The 16924-nt window shown below is 71.2% G+C and carries 19 protein-coding genes; 10 read left to right on the top strand and 9 right to left on the bottom strand.

Features of this window, described 5'->3' with window-relative positions:
* Nucleotides 1–212 precede the first annotated feature (212 nt).
* The 5 genes from OG780_RS40900 to OG780_RS40880 all read left to right on the top strand — a co-directional run bounded on the left by OG780_RS40900 (nucleotide 213) and on the right by OG780_RS40880 (nucleotide 5917).
* The gene (locus OG780_RS40900) at nucleotides 213–2222 is read left to right on the top strand and encodes an ABC transporter ATP-binding protein (RefSeq protein ID WP_328456972.1); all 2010 of its coding nucleotides are present in this window, start codon (nucleotides 213–215) and stop codon (nucleotides 2220–2222) included.
* A 239-nt stretch (nucleotides 2223–2461) separates the two neighbouring features.
* Nucleotides 2462–3739 carry an MFS transporter gene (locus tag OG780_RS40895; protein ID WP_328456970.1) on the top strand — a complete coding sequence of 426 codons (1278 nt, stop codon included), beginning with the start codon at nucleotides 2462–2464 and terminating at the stop codon, nucleotides 3737–3739.
* 407 nt (nucleotides 3740–4146) lie between these two features.
* The gene (locus OG780_RS40890; protein ID WP_328456968.1) at nucleotides 4147–4638 is read left to right on the top strand and encodes a sortase; all 492 of its coding nucleotides are present in this window, start codon (nucleotides 4147–4149) and stop codon (nucleotides 4636–4638) included.
* Between the two features lie 199 nt (nucleotides 4639–4837).
* Nucleotides 4838–5470, top strand: coding sequence for a class F sortase (locus tag OG780_RS40885; RefSeq protein ID WP_328458725.1), 633 nt, complete (start codon nucleotides 4838–4840; stop codon nucleotides 5468–5470).
* A 141-nt stretch (nucleotides 5471–5611) separates the two neighbouring features.
* Nucleotides 5612–5917, top strand: a complete 306-nt coding sequence (locus OG780_RS40880) for an ANTAR domain-containing protein (RefSeq protein WP_443062353.1) — start codon at nucleotides 5612–5614, stop codon at nucleotides 5915–5917.
* A gap of 73 nt (nucleotides 5918–5990) precedes the next feature.
* On the opposite strand, the gene OG780_RS40875 is transcribed toward OG780_RS40880, so the two are convergent.
* From OG780_RS40875 to OG780_RS40865, 3 genes are all read right to left on the bottom strand, one after another.
* Complete coding sequence (locus OG780_RS40875) at nucleotides 5991–8030, bottom strand: SpoIIE family protein phosphatase (protein WP_328456964.1); 2040 nt, start codon at nucleotides 8028–8030, stop codon at nucleotides 5991–5993.
* Nucleotides 8031–8334: 304 nt separating this feature from the next.
* Complete coding sequence (locus OG780_RS40870) at nucleotides 8335–8481, bottom strand: hypothetical protein (protein WP_328456962.1); 147 nt, start codon at nucleotides 8479–8481, stop codon at nucleotides 8335–8337.
* Between the two features lie 143 nt (nucleotides 8482–8624).
* Entirely contained in the window at nucleotides 8625–8927 is a 303-nt protein-coding gene (locus OG780_RS40865; RefSeq protein ID WP_328458723.1) for a winged helix-turn-helix transcriptional regulator, read from the bottom strand.
* Nucleotides 8928–9070: 143 nt separating this feature from the next.
* Between OG780_RS40865 and OG780_RS40860 the strand changes: the two genes are divergently transcribed.
* From OG780_RS40860 to OG780_RS40850, 3 genes are all read left to right on the top strand, one after another.
* A complete protein-coding gene (locus OG780_RS40860; protein ID WP_328456960.1) occupies nucleotides 9071–9643 on the top strand; it encodes a carboxymuconolactone decarboxylase family protein in 573 nt (190 codons plus the stop codon).
* Between the two features lie 52 nt (nucleotides 9644–9695).
* Nucleotides 9696–10586 (top strand): PhzF family phenazine biosynthesis protein, encoded by an 891-nt coding sequence (locus tag OG780_RS40855; RefSeq protein ID WP_328456958.1) that lies wholly within the window; start codon nucleotides 9696–9698, stop codon nucleotides 10584–10586.
* A gap of 70 nt (nucleotides 10587–10656) precedes the next feature.
* Nucleotides 10657–11367, top strand: coding sequence for a hypothetical protein (locus OG780_RS40850; protein ID WP_328456956.1), 711 nt, complete (start codon nucleotides 10657–10659; stop codon nucleotides 11365–11367).
* A 9-nt stretch (nucleotides 11368–11376) separates the two neighbouring features.
* On the opposite strand, the gene OG780_RS40845 is transcribed toward OG780_RS40850, so the two are convergent.
* The 3 genes from OG780_RS40845 to OG780_RS40835 form a co-directional block, all read right to left on the bottom strand.
* The gene (locus OG780_RS40845) at nucleotides 11377–11538 is read right to left on the bottom strand and encodes a hypothetical protein (RefSeq protein ID WP_328456954.1); all 162 of its coding nucleotides are present in this window, start codon (nucleotides 11536–11538) and stop codon (nucleotides 11377–11379) included.
* A 171-nt stretch (nucleotides 11539–11709) separates the two neighbouring features.
* Nucleotides 11710–12186, bottom strand: coding sequence for a hemerythrin domain-containing protein (locus OG780_RS40840; RefSeq protein ID WP_328456952.1), 477 nt, complete (start codon nucleotides 12184–12186; stop codon nucleotides 11710–11712).
* 47 nt (nucleotides 12187–12233) lie between these two features.
* Nucleotides 12234–13517 carry a nitrate/nitrite transporter gene (locus OG780_RS40835; protein WP_443062274.1) on the bottom strand — a complete coding sequence of 428 codons (1284 nt, stop codon included), beginning with the start codon at nucleotides 13515–13517 and terminating at the stop codon, nucleotides 12234–12236.
* Between the two features lie 263 nt (nucleotides 13518–13780).
* Between OG780_RS40835 and OG780_RS40830 the strand changes: the two genes are divergently transcribed.
* The gene (locus tag OG780_RS40830; protein WP_328456950.1) at nucleotides 13781–14203 is read left to right on the top strand and encodes a pyridoxamine 5'-phosphate oxidase family protein; all 423 of its coding nucleotides are present in this window, start codon (nucleotides 13781–13783) and stop codon (nucleotides 14201–14203) included.
* A gap of 69 nt (nucleotides 14204–14272) precedes the next feature.
* On the opposite strand, the gene OG780_RS40825 is transcribed toward OG780_RS40830, so the two are convergent.
* Nucleotides 14273–15289, bottom strand: a complete 1017-nt coding sequence (locus OG780_RS40825) for an Acg family FMN-binding oxidoreductase (protein WP_328456949.1) — start codon at nucleotides 15287–15289, stop codon at nucleotides 14273–14275.
* 92 nt (nucleotides 15290–15381) lie between these two features.
* Here OG780_RS40825 and OG780_RS40820 point away from each other — a divergent pair, with 92 nt between their 5' ends.
* Nucleotides 15382–16062: a hypothetical protein gene (locus OG780_RS40820; RefSeq protein ID WP_328456947.1), complete on the top strand. Its 681-nt coding sequence runs from the start codon at nucleotides 15382–15384 to the stop codon at nucleotides 16060–16062.
* Between the two features lie 60 nt (nucleotides 16063–16122).
* Here OG780_RS40820 and OG780_RS40815 read toward each other — a convergent pair whose 3' ends face one another.
* Nucleotides 16123–16569, bottom strand: a complete 447-nt coding sequence (locus OG780_RS40815; protein ID WP_328456945.1) for a hypothetical protein — start codon at nucleotides 16567–16569, stop codon at nucleotides 16123–16125.
* Nucleotides 16569–16922 (bottom strand): hypothetical protein, encoded by a 354-nt coding sequence (locus OG780_RS40810; RefSeq protein ID WP_328456943.1) that lies wholly within the window; start codon nucleotides 16920–16922, stop codon nucleotides 16569–16571. The genes OG780_RS40815 and OG780_RS40810 overlap by 1 nt, the downstream gene beginning before the upstream one ends.
* Between the last annotated feature and the right edge of the window lie 2 nt (nucleotides 16923–16924).

The raw sequence follows: 16924 nt of genomic DNA, 5'->3' as shown, positions 1-16924 counted from the left end.
GTCCTCGGCCGCTTCGACTCCCAGGAGGCCGATAACCGACGTATGGGACATGGTCACACGTCGGCTGGGCAGGCTCCTCAGATGCTGACGTCCGACCGATGGCGGTTACCGGCCCGGAGGTGGGTGCCGACACCCGGGTATGTCTTCTCTCTGATGCTCAGTCACGGCCGCGAGCCCAGGGCACGGAACCGGCACACGCGGGGAGGCGTGGTGTGAAGAGGTTCTTCGGGAAGGTCCGGCTCGCCGAGCCCGAGGTGTCCGACGCGGAGCGTGAGTTGTTCGGCGGCCCGTTGCGCTACGACATGGGCTGGTCCCAACACGAGCACGCACAGCTCGACTTGACCATGCTGTCCGCACTCCGGTCGATGCCGACCCTGGTCGGAGCGACCCTGCGCATGGCGTGGAGCACGGATCGACGGGCACTCATCGCCGTCGGGGCCGGCGAGATCGGGCAGGGCGTCGCCGCCGCCGTCGCGCTCCTCGCCGTCAACGCGGTCATGCACGCACTGCTCGGTGTCGGCACCGCGGTGGAGCGGCTGCACGCTCTGATGCCGGGTCTGCTCGCCACCGCCGCGATCGCCGTCGTCAACTCCGCGCTGGCGGGCTGGTCCACTTCCCGGGCGGGCCGACTGGAACCGCTCGTGGAGCGGATCGCCACCACGCAGTACCTGGCCGCCGCGGCCTCCGTGGAACTGGAGGCCATCGACGACCCGGACTTCCGGCGGCTGATCGACGTCGCGCAGTACGGCCCCGCTTCCGCCCGCCGCATGATCAGCGCCTGTGTGGCCGCGCTGAACAGCACGATCTCCCTGGTGGCCACGGCGGGCGTACTGACCGTGCTGCACCCGGCGCTGCTGCCGATGCTCATCCTCATCGCCGCCCCGCGCGGCTGGGGCGCGATGCGGGTGGCCCAGGAACGCTATGTGTCGGTGATGAGCTGGATCGAGCACCTGCGGGCCAGCCGGCTGATCGGCAACCTCCTCACCGAACGTACCGCCGCCCAGGAGGTACGTATTCACGGGGTCGGTCCCTTCCTGCTCAGCCGGTACAAACGCATGGCGCGCAGCGCGGAGGCCGAGCAGGAACGGCTGGCCTCCAGCAAGGCGATCACCGAGTGGGTGGCCTCCGCGCTGTCCGGCCTGGCCATGGCCGCCACGTACGGAACCATGATCTGGCTGGTCTTGAGCGGACACATGAGCCTGGCGGTGGCCGGCACGGCGGTGATCGCCGTCCGGTCGGGATCGGCGAGCCTGGGCGCGCTCGTGATGAACGTCAACACCCTGCACGAGGAGTCCCTGTACGTCCGCGACCATGGGCGCTTCCTGACCGAGGCCGCCGAACGCGCCATCCCCACGACGGGCGGTCCGGTTCCGGAGCATGTCAAGCAGGTCACGCTCGACGAGGTCACGTACCGATACCCCGACCGCGACGATCCGGCGCTGGACCGGGTCACGCTCACCATCCCCATGGGCTCGGTCACGGCCGTCGTCGGTGAGAACGGCTCCGGCAAGAGCACGCTGATGAAGGTCCTCTCCGGTCTGCTGCTCCCTCAGGGAGGAACGGTGCGATGGGGCGACCTGGACGTCACCGGGCTGGAACGCTCCCAGGTCTTCGAGCGCGTCGCGCTGCTCACGCAGGATTTCGAGCGCTGGCCCGTGACGGCCGCGATGAACATCCGGATCGGCCGCCCCGAACACGAGGCCTCGCCCGAACAGCTGCGGACATCCGTCGACTACGCGGGAGCGGGCCCGGTCATCGCCAAACTCCCCGACGGGCTCCACAGTCTGCTGGCCCGCTTCTTCCGCGGAGCCATCGAGCTGTCCGGCGGCGAGTGGCAGAAGGTCGGTCTGGCCCGCACGCACTGGCGCAGCTCCACCTCGCGGGCGGACAGTGTCCTCATCGTGGACGAACCCACCTCCGCCCTCGACCCGGAGGCCGAGATCGAGGCGTTCGACCGCATCCGCGGGCTCGCCTCCCCGCACCGCGCCGTCGTTCTCGTCACCCACCGCATGTCCGGTGTCCGCCACTCCGACCGCATCTACGTCCTGCATCAGGGACGGCTGGTCGAGGAGGGCCGTCACGACGAACTCGTGGCGGCCCGGGGTTGCTACGCGGCGATGTTCGCGGCCCAGGCAGCCCAGTACGCGCCCACCGGCATCGTCCTCCCCCACCCCACCTCACCCGGCTCGCCCGGCTCACCGACCGTCGCGGACCCCGCATGACGCCGTAGCCCGCGCCGTCGATGACGCCGTCGTCGTGAACGGCAGGACGACCACGCGGCCCGTCGCCGAACACCGGCCGACGCGGTGGGCCGTCCGCGCTTTCGCGAGAGGCCGCCGGAGCGGGTCCTGGCCTGGGGAATGCAGGTGACCTGCGAGGCCAGCGCCGCTTACCATCGGGCGCTCCCGTTCCGTGTCCTCTGTCCCTGATCGGTCGTCTCGTGAAGTCTTTGGTTCCTGGTGTGCTGCGTGATGAGCCGCAGTTCGCCCGCCTGTTCATCGGGCAGTCGCTGTCGGTGGTGGGCGACCGTGTGTCGTTCATAGCCGTGCCTTTCGCCGTGCTCTCGGTGGGCGGGTCCGCCTCCGACGTGGGGCTGCTGGCGGCCGCGGGGCTCCTGCCCATGCTGCTGTTCGCCCTGGTGGGCGGGGTGTGGGCGGACCGTTTTCAGCGGCACCGCATCATGCTGGTGTCGGACGTGGTGCGGTTCGTCGTGCAGGGGCTCGCGGCGACACTGCTGCTGACCGGCGTCGCCGAGGTCCGGCATCTTGTACTGCTGATGATCGTGTTCGGAACGGCCGACGCGTTCTTCATGCCGGCGGCCACAGGGCTGACGCCCCTGCTCGTCGGGGCCGACCGGCTGCGGGAGGCGAACGCCCTGCGCGGGTTCGTCCAGTCGGCGGGGCTCGTGGTCGGTCCGGTCCTCGCCGGAGGCCTGGTGGCGTTGGCGGGCCCCGGCGGCGCCTTGGCGGTGGACGCGCTCACCTTCGCGGTCAGTGCCGCGTTCCTGTCCCGGCTGACACCTCGCGACATGACACCCGAGACGACCCGGCCCGCTCCAGGAGGAAGGTTCCTCGGGGAGCTGCGCGCCGGCTGGGCGCAGGTACGCAGCCGGACCTGGGTGTGGTCCGGCATGGCGGCCATCTCCGTCTACCACGTCGTCGTGCTGCCGTCGGTGTTCGTGCTGGGACCTGTCCTGGCCCAGGACGAGTGGGGCGGCGCTGCCGCCTGGTCGGTCGTGACGGCGGGCTTCGGCATCGGGTCCATCGTCGGAGACGTCTGCGCCTACCGGCTCAAGGTCAGACATCCGATGGCACTCGCCGCAGCGGCGCTCGCCGTCGGCTCCTGCCAGGCGGTCATCATCGGGTCCGGCGCACCGGTTGCCGTGATCGCCGTCCTCGAAGCGGTCACCGGCGTCGCGGTCTCCCTCTTCTTCGTCACCTGGGAAACCGCACTGCAGACACACATCCCCGAGGCCGCCCTGTCCCGGGTGAGTTCCTACGACTACCTGCTGTCGACGGGACTCATGCCGCTGGGCCTCGCGCTCACCGGCCCGGTGTCCGATTCCCTCGGCGTTCGACCCACGTTGTACGCGATGACGGTCATCGCCGTCCCCGCCGCGCTCGCGCTCCTCTGCGTCCCCGCCGTACGGCGTCTTCCGGCACACGCCCCGGCCACGACCAGTGACAGTGACAGTGACAACGTCCATGCCGGTCCGGGGTCAGCGTTCCTTGAAGCGTGAAGCTCGGTAGCCGCCGACCGCGCCACGCCCACGAACAGCGCATCCGAGCACGTTCGATGAACCCGGCGCCCTCGGACCATCGCTCCCCGGCCCGTCGGCCTTCGTCGCCGATGGGCCGGCAAGCGGTGCGCGGCGTCCCCGCAATACGACTGCGGCCGTACCCCCTTGGCCCGTTCGGGGATGAAACCCGTTAGCCCATCCGCTTCCTGTGGCGCACGTCCGCCGCCGCGCTCCCGCTTCGGGGACCTGCGCAAACGCTCCCGCGGGAGCGGTCACCGCGGCCGCCCGGGTGATGCCCGTGCCGATGCCTCCTGTTGCGGACCTGACGGAGCGTCGGTTTTCTCGTCGGTGGAGACCACAGGAGCGCCGAGCGGACAGGTCGGCCACTGCATCGTCGGAGGATTCCCTTGCGAAACACACATGTTGGCGTCGGTGTCGGACTGCTCCTCGGCGTCATGGCTCTGCAGAGCCCGGCCGCTGTGGCCGCCGATGACACGGAGCTCCGTATCTACCCGGGCAACGCCTTGCCGGGCTCCACGGTCACGGTCACCACGACGGCCTGCGGCCCGGACGTGACGTACGGCAAGGGCGAGTCGGCGGCGGGAGGTCAGTTCCATCTCTTCGAGGGCAGCCGCAAGGGCGTGCTCGCGGGAGAATTCCAGATCCCGGCCGAGGGGGCGTCCGGCACCGACACCGTCACCGTGAAGTGCCCGCCACGGATCAAGCTCACGGACACGTACGAGATCGCGGACCGGCAGCCGAACGGTGCCATCCAGGCCGGCTTCGGGGACGCCCAGGACACCGACACACAGGTCGCCGTGGGCGGTGCGCTGATCACCGCGGCCGCGGCCGGGGCGCTGTTCAGGATGCGCCGACGCTCGCACGGCGCCGGGTCCTGACCTTCCACTCCGGCCACCTCGGCCCCCAGCCTCGTTCCCGGCACCGCGGGGACGAACTCCACCCGGCTCCCTCCAGGCAAGAGGCCCGACGTTGAAGGAATCCAGGAACGAGGCCGGCACTCCCCCGCGCACGTTCGTCCCACCGGTCACGTATCTGGTCCTGGCACTGGTGGCGGGCTGCCTGCTGGTGCTCGGCACGATGGTCGACAGGCGGCCCCCGCAGCCTTCGGCCGACCAGGCCTTCTCCACCCCCTCGGCGGGCCTTGCCGCCCCGCCGAGGCACCCCGCCGTCCCGCCGCTGCCCCGCGCCGAGCCCGTCCGGCTTCGGATCCCGGCGATCGGTGTGAACACTCGGCTGGCGCGGCTGGGCCTCGACAGGGCGGGGGCTCTGGAGCCCCCGCCCGACGACGAAGCCGGTCTCGCCGGCTGGTACGCCGGAGGCACGGCTCCGGGGTCACGAGGCACGGCCGTGACCACCGGGCATGTGGACACCCGCGCCGGCAGCCGCGGAGTCTTCTACAGGCTCGGCGCGCTCACCAAGGGCGAAACGATCGAGATCAGCCGGGCGGACGGTCGTACCGCCGTCTTCACCGTGGATGCCGTGGAGGTCTACGACAAGGAGCGCTTCCCCGACAAGAAGGTCTACGGCACCTCGGACCGGCCCGAACTGCGCGTGATCACCTGCGGCGGACCGGCCGGGGGCACCGGATACCGCGGCAATGTCGTGGTGTACGCGACCCTCACCGCGGTGCGGCAGCCCCAGGGCCACGCCCTGGCGGGGCAGCGCGCCGCCGAACGCGCTCGAACCGACTCGGGTGATCCATCTCTCTGAATGTCCCGGACCGAGCTTCCACCCGCCGTAGCCGGGCATGCGGGCAAGGACGGGGGCAAGCAGACAATCCGTATCGGAGACCGGACCGCGGAGGAAACGGTGACTGGGGGCGACGAGGTGGACTCGACCTCTTCGACGTCGTTGGAGGCATGCGCCACGGCGCGCGTGAGGGAGCTGGAGGGGGAGAACATCCAGCTTCAGGAGGCACTGCGGTCGCACGCCGTGGTGGACCAGGCGATCGGCGTCGTGCTGGCGCTCGGAGGGCTGACGCCGCATGAGGGGTGGCACGTCCTCAGGGCGATCTCGCAGCGGACGAACGTCAAACTGAGGAACGTGGCGGAACTGGTCATCGAATGGGCCCGGACCGAGGAGCTGCCGCCCGACATCCGCAACGAGTTGGAACAGCAGCTCGCACGGATCCCCGAACACCGGCAGGCGGACATGTGACGCCGCCGGGCTTGCGCCCGCCGTCGGCCCACGATCGCAGACACACGCCGATTCGACGGGTCGGTCGCAGGCTTCAGGCCTCGCCGGCCTTCAGGAGCAGTACGGCGATGTCGTCGGTCGGAAGGCCGTGGGGCCAGGAGTGGTGGATGAGCTCGTCGACGAGCCGGTCCAGCCGTGATCCGCCCGCGAGGAGCTGTGCGAGACCGCTCGTCATCCGGTCGAGGTCGGTGCCGGGCACTTCGACCAGCCCGTCGGTGTACAGGGCGAGGATCGTTCCCGGGGGCATCGGGACCGTGGTGACCGGGTACGGGAGCTCCACACCGATGCCGAGCAACGGACCTGGTTCGATCTCCAGCACGCCGGGACGTTCCCCGGGACGGTGCAGCAGTGGTGGTACGTGGCCCGCGCTGGCCAGGCTCAGCCGGCCGCGAGCGAGGTCGATGTGCGCGTACAGACAGGAGACGAGGAGGTCGGGTTCCAGGTCGGCGAGGACGCGGTTGGTGCGGGCGAGCACTTCGTCGGGCCGCGCGCCCGCGGTGGCGTGGACGGCGGTACGGACCTGTCCCATGAGCGCGGCGGCCGCCACGTTGTGACCCTGGACGTCGCCGATGACGGCCGCCGCCGTCGCGTGGTCGAGCCGGATGAGGTCGTAGAAGTCACCTCCCACGTCCATGCCGTGACCGGCGGGGAGGTACCGCGCCGCCACGTCCAGCCCACTGAGGGTGGGCAGGCTCCGCGGGAGGAGTGCCTGCTGGAGCGTGTGGGCCAGGGCCTGCTTGGCGTCGTAGAGGCGCGCCCGGTCGAGGGCCTGGGCGACGAGGCCGCCCAGCGACGTGAGGACGGCCCGTTCGTCGGCCGTGAACGCGTGGGGGCGGGCGTAGGTGAGAATGCAGCAGCCGACGGGGCGGCCGTCGCTGATGAGCGGGAGAAAGGCCCAGGCCTGCTTTCCGCTGATCCTGGGTGCGGCGGGATAGTCACGGGCGAGTTCGTCGGGGTCGGAGAAGAACAGGGGGATCCCGCCGATCAGTGCCTCGCCCGCGGGCGTCAGGCTGGTGGCCACGGGAAGGCCGTCGAGGCGTTCGATGGTCTGCGGGTCGTAGCCGTGGTGGCCCATGATCTTCAGGCGTCCGGCGTCGGCCGCGGACAGGACCATGCCGTCGGCCCCGAACGCGGGAAGGATCTGGGCGGCGATCAGGTCGACCACATCCTGCACGCCAACCACGTCCGTCAGGGCCGCCGCCAGGTGCACCAGCTGGTACAGACGGCCGACGGAGGCCTCGGGCGCGGCGGGAGAAGCCGTGCCGGGCCGGTCACGGGGCTCTGAACGGCGAGGGCTGACGCGGACGCTGATGCCGCTGGAATCGGGATGGAGATCGATGTCCAGCCAGGTGTCCGGCGGCCGCAGAACGGTGAAACCGACGGGCTCGCGGCTCATGACCGCGGTGCGGTAGTGGTCTTCGACGAGGACCTGGTCCATCCAGGGCAGGGACTGCCAGGGCCGGGTTCCCAGGAGCCGGCTGACGTGGCGGCCGAGGAGGGACGCCGCCCGGGTGGTGAGAAAGGTGATCCTGCCCTCCAGGTCGAGGGCCAGGAAGCCTTCCGGCAGGCGTTCCAGGAGATCGGCGGGTGCGTGGGCGGACAGGACGAAGTTCTCGGAAGCGCCGTCCACGGGGATCATGTGTGGCTCGTCGGGCGGGACGAGCGCTCTGCCCGCGTCCTCCAGCACCCGGGCGACCCGTCGGCCGAGGGCGGCGAAATTCGCCCTTTCCCTGGGCGAGGCCCGACCGGAGTGGCTGGCCGGCCAGATCAGGAACAGCACACCCCGGCAGCCGCTGCGGCCGGAGAGCGGTGCGGCGGCGAGGGCGTAGCGGTAGGGCAGCGCCGCCGCGGTCTGCGGATAGGAGCGGGCCATCTCCTCCTGCGAGCCGACCCACACCACACGGTCTTCACGGAACGCGTCGCAGACCGGGACGGACGCCGTCACGGGCACCTGCCGCCAGGACACCGCGATGTCGCGGGGCAGCCCGCACCCGATCTTCAGTTCCAGCAGCCGGCTGGTCTCGTCCACGAGGTAGATGCCGCCGCCTGACGCCCCGCTGCGACGGACGGCCACGACGAGTGACTCCACCAGCGGCTCGACACCACTCGGCTTCCCGGCACCACGCGGCTTCTCGACACCACGCGGCTCCGCGACGCGGCCCGGCCTTCCGGGGCCGCTCGAATCCTCGACGTGGCCCGGCCTCCCGGCACCACTGAGCGTGTCGGCGCGGATCGACCGCTCAGCGCGGCCCGGACTCGCCCTTCTCGGGTTGGTCGACACAACGGCGAGCCTCCTCCCGCGGCCGGACTCGGCGGTCCGGTTCACGTGCCCCGGCAGCCCCGGCATGCTCCTGAAGCGGCCCCGTGCGCCTGCCGGACTACCCGTCCGGCCACCACGTTCGCGCGATGTCTTTGCGGACCTCGGGGCGCGGACGCTGTTCCGTCTCCCCGGGCATCTCCTCGGGCGCGCGACCATGGGGCTCGGACTTCTTTTCGTGCTTCTTCTGCACCAACTCTCGACGCATCTCCCTGCTCCTCTCCCAAGTTTCGCGATATGCCCGCTTTAGGCATGTTTCAACCACATTACCGAGATGCGGTCCTCCACCGCCCCGCAAGGGCCCGTCCACCCTCCGGCCCGCCACCGGGGCGGTCCGATTCGCCGGGCACCTCACGCCTCCACGGAATCCTGGCCGCCCTGCGCTTGCGCCTGCGTCCGGGCCCACACGGTCGCCCAGTCGTCGAGTGGGCGGAGTGCGTCACCGAGGGCTGCTCCCAGGCGGGTGAGCCCGTAGCCGTCGGGCGAGCCGGCGACGATCCCGCTCGACGTGAGTTCACGGAGCCGCTGGTAGAGGACGCTGGACGACAGGCCCTCACACCGCGCCAGCAGCGCGCGGGCACCGAGCGGCCCCTCACGCAGCTCCCAGAGGATGCGCAGTGCCCAGCGACGGCCGAACAGGTCCATCGCGGCCATGATCGGGCGGCCGGTCGCGGAGCCGCGAACCGGCGCTCCTGGGCGCGGTGTCGACATGACCCTCCTTGCGTTTCGTTATTCGAAACACTAGCATCGGCGACCGCGCGTTTCTGATTTCGAAACAACGTCTACCGGGAGAGCCGATGCCGCGGATAACCCCGCTGGAGCCGCCGTACACCGACCAGGCCGACGCGCTGTTCGCGCGGATGATGCCCGGCGGAGATCCGCCGATCGGGCTGTTCCGGATGTTCGCCAGAAACCTCCCGATGACCGGCGCCATGCACGGCTGGGGCCGCTACGAGCTGGGCCGGCAGCTGACCCTCACCCTGCGGGAACGCGAGATCGTCATCGACCGGACGTGCGCGCGGTGCGGCTGCGCCTACGAATGGGGCGTGCACGTGATGACGTACGCCGAGCGGGCCGGCCTCACCCACGAGCAGACGGCGTCGCTGGTTCACGGCGGTCCCTCCGACGCGTGCTGGACGTCCGAGCGGGAACGGCTGCTCATCCTGGCCGTCGACGCTCTGCACGAGCGCTCCGACATCCACGACGCGCTGTGGGCACGGCTCGCATCGGCGTTCGACGACCTCCAGTTGCTGGACCTGCTCCTGCTGTGCGGCTGGTACCACGCCGTCAGCTTCGCCGCGCGAGCCGCGCGCCTGCCGCACGAGCCCGGCGCACCGGAGTTCGCCGACTTCCTCCCCCGCTCGCGATGAGTCGTCGCCCGTCCTGGTCGTCCGCGGTCCGGACGGCCTTGCCGTCACGCTCGTGCGGGCATGCCTGCGCGAGGGCCGTGGCGGCAGCCCGACGGCGGTCGTGGACGAGGGGCTCTCCGTCCGGGCCGGCAGCCCCTCGACCGACGACGAGCGACGCCGCGTGCCCGCGCCGGCCGGCACCTCTCACGCGGTCTTCCTGTCGGACGACCGCTCTCCGCCGGACGGTCGGGCGCACGAACAACCTGTGGTCTCGGCGCGCTTCTTCACCAGGGAGGGGGAACTGCCCGCGTGCGGCCACGGGACCGTGGCGGCGCCGGCCTTCCTTGCGGCACATGCGGGCCGCAAGGAGTGCCGGGTCGATGTGCGGGTGTCCGGACGAGTCGTCAAGGGGCGTGCGGTCCGCGGGACCTCGTCGTCCGTCCATGTCATCTTCGAGGCCGGGCCGATCGACCTGCGTGAGCCCACGCCACGGGAACTCGCGCTCCTTCTCCCCGTTCTGGGGCTCCCCGCGGCGGTGTCCTCAGGGGCCTGCGTCGCCACGCTGGGACGTCCGCGACTGCTGATCCCCGTCACCGACCGATCCGCTCTCGCAGCCGTGTCCCCCGCTCCCGACCGGCTCGCCGCCGCGTGTGACCGTCTGGGCCTGCCGGGCTGCTTCGCCCACTCCCCCGTGTCGGCCACGGCCCGGGTCGAGGCCCGCATGTTCGCTCCATCGATCGGCGTGCCCGAGGACATCGCCAACGTGAACAGCCCGGCCTGCCTGGCCGCCCACCTGTTCGCCCGTCACGGCACCACCCGTGTCGACGTCGACACGGGCGACGCGCTGGGCTTTCCCTCCACGGTCACCACCGGCACAGGCCAGAGTTCCCACGGTTCGCCGAGTCCGCCGGTCGACATCACCGGTGCCGCACGGATCGGGCAGGTGCTCCACCTGTCCAGGTAATCGGGTGCCTCGCGCCAAGGCCGTCCCACCCGCAGGCAGCGGGTCATGGGACAGTCTCTAGGGTGAGCGAATGGCCGAAAGCAGTGCATGGACGACGCAGGCGGTGTCGCCCGCCTACGCGATCGAGGTCGGGACCGAGCCGCTGGACCGGCCGACGCGGAATTCAGTGGGCGGCCGGCCCTTCCTCGACGACGCCGACGGCTGGCCCGAGTGCTTCTGCGGCGAGCGGATGGCTCTGTTCTTCCAACTCGACCTGCCCGTGGACATTCGGCACTTCGGTGGAGACCACCTGCTGGTCTTCCACTGCCGTGCCCACAACGACGCGTCCGACCCGGAGTTGGCCGACGGCCGGCTCGTGCCCCGGTACTGGGACGCTCCGCAGCCGCCCTACCCGAGTCCGTTCTGGCGCGTACTGCTCCAGCGCCACGCGGCGCTGCCGACGCCGGAGGCCGAACCGTCCCTGCGCGCAATGCCGCTGACGCTGCGGCCCTTCGTGGACACCCCCGGCCCGCACGGGCTCGGGGCCCAGTCGTTCAAGGTCGGTGGCACGCCGTCCTGGGCACAGGACCCCGAGTACTACAGGTGCGCGTGCGGATCCGACCTGGTGTATCTCTGCCAGGTGCCGGAGAGCATGGAGTTCGCCGTTCACCCCGGCCTGCCCGAGCAGCCGTACAGTGTCGGTGCCGACACCTACAGCCTGTTCCTGGGCAACGAGGTCTACCTGCTGGCGTGTCCGGACCACTGCGACCCGGCGGCGGTCTGGCCGGTGAACCAGAACTGACCCCCGGCCTCACCGGCCGCACAACCCCGCGGCCCACGACTCGAACGGTGCGGCGGTCAGGTCCTCTTCGCGGTTCCAGGCGGCCGGCAGGCCGCCGAAGGCGTCGGTGGGGGCCGTCCGGAAGAAGGAGTGCCGCTGGTCCGGCAGGTGCCGAGGACGTGCTGACGTCAACAGTGGCACCACGATGGAGTTGTGGCTCGGTGAACGTCACCCGTCCGCCGGGGCCGCTGCCCCGGTGGCGGTGCGTCCCGCCCGCACAGACGGATCCCGCGCCCCTCACTCGTGGAGTGAAAGACGCGGGATCTGTGATGGGCTCCCGACGGCTCGGGAGCACCGCCCGGGTCAGGTGGTCGGCCGGACCAGGGCGCCGCCCGCCAAGCCGCGCACGGCCTCGACCGCTTCCCAGTCCTCGGTGCCCAGGTTGGCCAGCGCGGCCGGGAAGACGCCGTCCTGTTCCTTGAGGATGTGATCGCGCAGCATCGCCATCGCCTCCGTCAGACGGTCCGGCCAGGTCGGGTCAGGGGATACGGCCCCGTCGGCGGCCTCCGCCAGCACGGACTCGATGCGACGGTGTTCCGCCTCCAGGGCGGCGATCTGCTCGGGGAAGTCCTCGGCCAGGGCGGGGAACAGACCCCGTTCCTCCACCTGGGTGTGCGGGCCGAGCACGGTCGCGATCTCCCGGGCCACCTGCGCCATCGCCGCCGCGCCACCCTCCTGGTGAGCGGGGCGGAGGTGGCTGATCAGGCGGACGACCTCGTCGTGTTCGCGGGTCAGCTCGTCGATCGTCGCCAGGGACTGGCAGCCGCAGTACTCACACACCGTTCTTCTCCCTGTCCTTCGTTGCCGTCGGTCTCGTCCGTTCGCCGTCAGGCCGGGTGGCCGACGGTGCGGTGCTCGCCCGCGCCTGTGGTGCCCGGCGTGCTCCCGCGGGCTTCTACGGCGGCGCGAACACCGGTCAGCGTGTAGATCAGCGCCACGGCGGCCACGACCGCGAGCAGGGCGAGACCGGCCGCGTACGTGCCGTACGCGCCGTACAGCGAACCCATCAGCAGGGGCGGCAGGAAGCCGCCGAGGCCGCCCGCGGCACCGACCACACCGGTGACCGAGCCGACCTGGTCGGCCGGGGTCAGCAACGCCACCAGGGCGAAGACCGCTCCGCTGGCCGCACCGAGCGCGGCCGCCATGGCGAGGAAGGCGACGGTCCCCAGCGGCGCCAGCGCCGGTGTGGCCGACTGCACGAGCGCTCCCGCCACCACCACGGCCAGCGAGCCGGCCACCACCCGAACCGGGCCGATACGGTCCGACAGCCAGCCACCCATCGGGCGCATCGCCACCGCGAGGAGCACGAACCCGGCCATGCGGTTCGCGGCGTCCGCCTGGGTCAGGCCGTAGCCGGTCTTGAGGTAGGTGGGCAGGTAGACGGAGAAGGCGACATAGCCGCCGAAGGCCACGGCGTAGAGCGCGGACGCCTGCCACGTGATGCTCAAACGGGCGGTGGCGGCCAGCCGGCGGCCCAGGGGCTCGGTCGGGACGGTACGGCCGGGTGCGTCGCGCAGCAGCAGCGCGGCGAGGACGGCGTAGACGGCCAGGACCGCGGCGGTGATCAGGAACGGTGTGGTCGTACCGTGCGCGTCGACCAGCTTCACGGTGGTCAGGGCGCTGATGGCGGTGCCGCCCATACCGGCGCCGAAGATGCCGATGGCCAGACCTCGCCGCTCGGGCGGGAACCAGGCGTTCACCAGGGGCACGCCGACGGCGAAGGTGGTGCCACCGACGCCGAGGAAGAACCCGCCGGTCAGCAGCGCGGTGAGGGAAGAGTGTCCGGCCAGGCCGAGGTAGAGCACCGGCAGGATGGTGACGGCCGACACGGTCGGGAACATGATGCGACCGCCGTACCGGTCGGTCAGCGCGCCCACCGGGACACGGCCCAGGGAGCCGACCACGACGGGCACCGCCACCAGCAGCGACTGCTGGAACGACGACAGTTCGAGTGTGTCCTTGAACCGGGGACCGAGCGGGCTGACCAGGGCCCAGGCCCAGAAGTTCACGGCAAAGCCGACGGTGGCCAGAGCCAGCATCAGCCACGCCTGCCGGGACACCGGGGCCTCCGACGGCGAGCTGCCGCCCTTCGACTTCAATGGCTGGACCATGCTGTCCATCCCCTCCCTCTCACGGTGGTGCCGCAGCACCGGGATTCCCCAGGCACCGCAGGCCTCTCGCCGGCGGGCCGGAACCCCACCGACCACCATGGGCCCGCGTCCCTCCCCGTACATGGGGCCATGAGTCCCTGCCTCCCGGTCGGACGGTCCCTGATGATGACCCGGCCGTTCCGCCACAAGGCCCCCTTCGCCTGCCCCGGACCAGGGCCGCCCGGCCCTACACGGTCCTGGGCAGACGGAGAGACGATGCTTCGATGTCCCAGGACGACGCCTTGCACGAACTCGACCGGCAGGAGTGCCTTCGCCTCCTGGCGAAGGTCCCGGTCGGCCGCGTGGTGTACACCCGGCAGGCACTGCCCGCGGTCCTTCCCGTCAACTTCCGCCTGGACACGGACAGCTCTGTCCTGCTGCGCACCTCGTCGGACTCGGAACTCATCCGCGCGATCGAGGGCGCAGTGGTCGCGTTCGAGGCGGACGCGTTCGATGCGGAGACCCGGTCCGGCTGGAGCGTGGTCGTCACCGGACGGGCCACCGTCGTGACCGACCCCGCCGAGCACGAACGGCTGTCGCAGGTCGGCCCGACATCTTGGACGCCCTTGCGGAACGACGTATTCGTCCGGATCGAATCCGAGATGGCCACCGGCCGCGACCTCAGGGGAGCAATCGGAGCGGAGTGACGGCACCCGTCGGCGCAGGCCACCGGGCGCAGTCAGTACGTCCGCCCGGTCCACGTATCGGTCCGGATGTCAGTATCGATGCGAGCGATCTTCCGGATCCGGCCTCGTGTCAGAACCCGGTACGAGGTCTGCGCAGGCACGCGGTGTGGGGCCCCCGTCGGTGCCGTACCCGAAGCGGATGAGCACCTGCGGGCCGCACCGCCGCTTCGCTCCGGCCATAGCCGCCCGCAGGTCCGGCCACTCCATCGCCTGGTGCAGCACCGAGGTACGCACCCCGCGCCGGGTCGCCGCGAGCAGCACCCGCTCCAGGGCCTGCCCTGCTCTCAGCCAGTCCTCCCGCCAGTCGTAGGGCGTCCACAGCAGGGCCACCTGGGCGTGGCGTTCGAAACGCAGGGCCGGCAGCCGCGGCACGGACAGGCCGCCGGTGAAGTCACGCACCGGCATCCGGCCGGACACGTCCCGCGCGCCCAGGGCTGTGATCGGAACGCCGTACGTCGCGTCGCCTCCCGGCACGGTGATCCAGGTGCGCTCCTCGTCCGCGCGAGCCGGGTCGGCGGCGTTACGGGCCTCGGCCGCCTGCGTCAGGCGCAGCAGACGCCGGGTGCCGATGATGTCGGGAACCTCCAGGTGCGCGCCCTCGGCCCGAGCCGAACTCGTCATCTCGAACACGATCGGCTCCGGCACCGGGCGACCGGTGAAGGGCATCCTGCTCGTGTGTCGACGCTCGATCTGCTCGTACAGATCACGCAAGGGCAACTGCGCGTCAGCGACAGGCCGAGCCAGCCGCACGGTGGCCAGCAGGTCCGGATCGTCCGGGGCCGGACAGAGCCGGACGACCGGATCCCAGCCGAGATGCTCAGCCGCCACCCGGAGGTTGAAGACGGCCGCGCCCACGGACAGGTGCTGGGCGCGCAGCCGGGGATCCGCCCTGGGCAGCGGTCGGCGTCGGTCAAGACGGACCTGGATCAGTCCGGTGTCCGGGTCCAGGCCGAACCGCCAGGGTTGCGTGTTGTGTATCGACGGCGCCGCCACCGCCGCGGCCAGCAGGGCATGAACCGTTGCGGCGTCGGATTTCCGGGTCTGCATCGAGGCTCCTTCGCAGCGTATTCCTCCGTTGCGTCAACCCTCCGACGTCGACCCCTTCAAGAGGAGGGTTGAACGGCCCCACACTGCGGGCCATGCGGCCTCGATCGGCGAGGAGGACGGCGCGGCGAGAGTTCTCGACGGCCACGACGGTCGCGGTGATCACCGGCATCACCGCCGCGTCGCCGCTGCTCACCCTGCCGGACGAGCCCCCGGCAGCGAATAAGGTGTCGTCCATGACCAGCCGACAGGGCGTCCCGCGGAACGAGTTCGTCATCGCTGACGGCCTGAGTCCGGCCGACGTCCAGCGCGTTCACCGCGAGGCGCTCCGTGTCCTGCGCTCCGACATCGACTCGGCCGACCTCGACGCCTACAGCGACGAAGCCTGGCCGCCCGCCGTACTGACCTCCTATGAAAGCGCGTTGTCTCTCGCCCGTGAGGAGGTCACCGACGGCACCCGCTCCCGGCGGAACGACCTCGGCATGGCGATCGGCATCGACGTGCGCGACGACGAGCAGTTCGGCCTGCTCCTGGACCTGGCTCCCTACACGATCAACGCGGAAGGACGGCAGGGCGACCGCTCGATATTCAGCGCGGCCGACACGGGCACCTCCCTGTGCGTCGCCGTCACTCAAGAGCAGGAGACAGCGCTCCTTTCCCGACTGGCCGCACTGGGGGTCCCCTCGCCGGCCCTCGTTCCCCTCCCACCCCGAAAGCGGCGCTGGAATCCCTTCAGGGGTCGGCCGCGCGGGGCCGAACAGTCAGCGACCGCATAGAGCCACACGTTCGGTGAGTCGCTTCGGCCGTCCCCCGCACAGCGGATGGGCCGGGTCGGTTCAGGTAGTGGGCAGGGCGGTGGCGAGCAGGACGACGCCGAGCGAGCCGACGAGGGAGACGACCGCCAGGGAACGGGCCAGATCCGGGCGGCCCCTGGCCTGGGCGATGCCGTGGCCCGCCGCGGCGATCATCACCACGGCGAACAGGGCGAGTTTGGCCGACAGGGTGCGGCCGTAGCCGGGCTCGGCGAGCGAGGACCAGGTGACGCCCCGGTGCCAGGCCATGGCCCAGCCCGTGCACAGCTGCACCGGAAGGAACACCGCGCCGGTCAGCATCCCGAACCGGCGCCCCGCCGCGGAGGTGAAGCGGTCCTTGGCCTCCGGAGGGAGCAGACGGCGGGCCAGCGGCAGGATCACCAGGGACAGGGCCAGTTGCCCGCCGACCCACAGGACGGCGCCGGTCACATGCGCGAAGCGCACCAGGGACCACCAGCCGACGGTGTCCATCAGCCGCTCACCTCCACCATGCCGTGTGCGCCGGCCTCGGCGTGGCGCATGTCGTGGTCGACGAAGGCGTAGTGGCCGGCCTCGGGGAACGTCGTCTCGACGAAGCCGCCCTGCGCCGTGCCCAGGTCGAGCACTTGGGAGCCGCCCGGCTGGTCCGGCCGGAGCAGGTAGGCGCCCTCCTTGTACACGGTGTCGAAGACGGTGCCGACGATGTGGAAGGCGATGCCGTCGCTCGGCCCGGCGGCGACCACCCAGAAGCGCGCCCGTTCACCGGCCCTTGCTTTCAGGGGCCGCTGGGTGTACTGGTCGGCAACGCCGTTGAACACCCAGGCGTCCGGGGTGTCCTGGCGCATCT

It is taken from the genome of Streptomyces sp. NBC_00386, assembly GCF_036063235.1.
Lineage (GTDB): Bacteria > Actinomycetota > Actinomycetes > Streptomycetales > Streptomycetaceae > Streptomyces.
The sequence above is the reverse complement of the archived record's forward strand: the minus strand, read 5'-3'. Positions and strand labels throughout refer to the sequence as shown.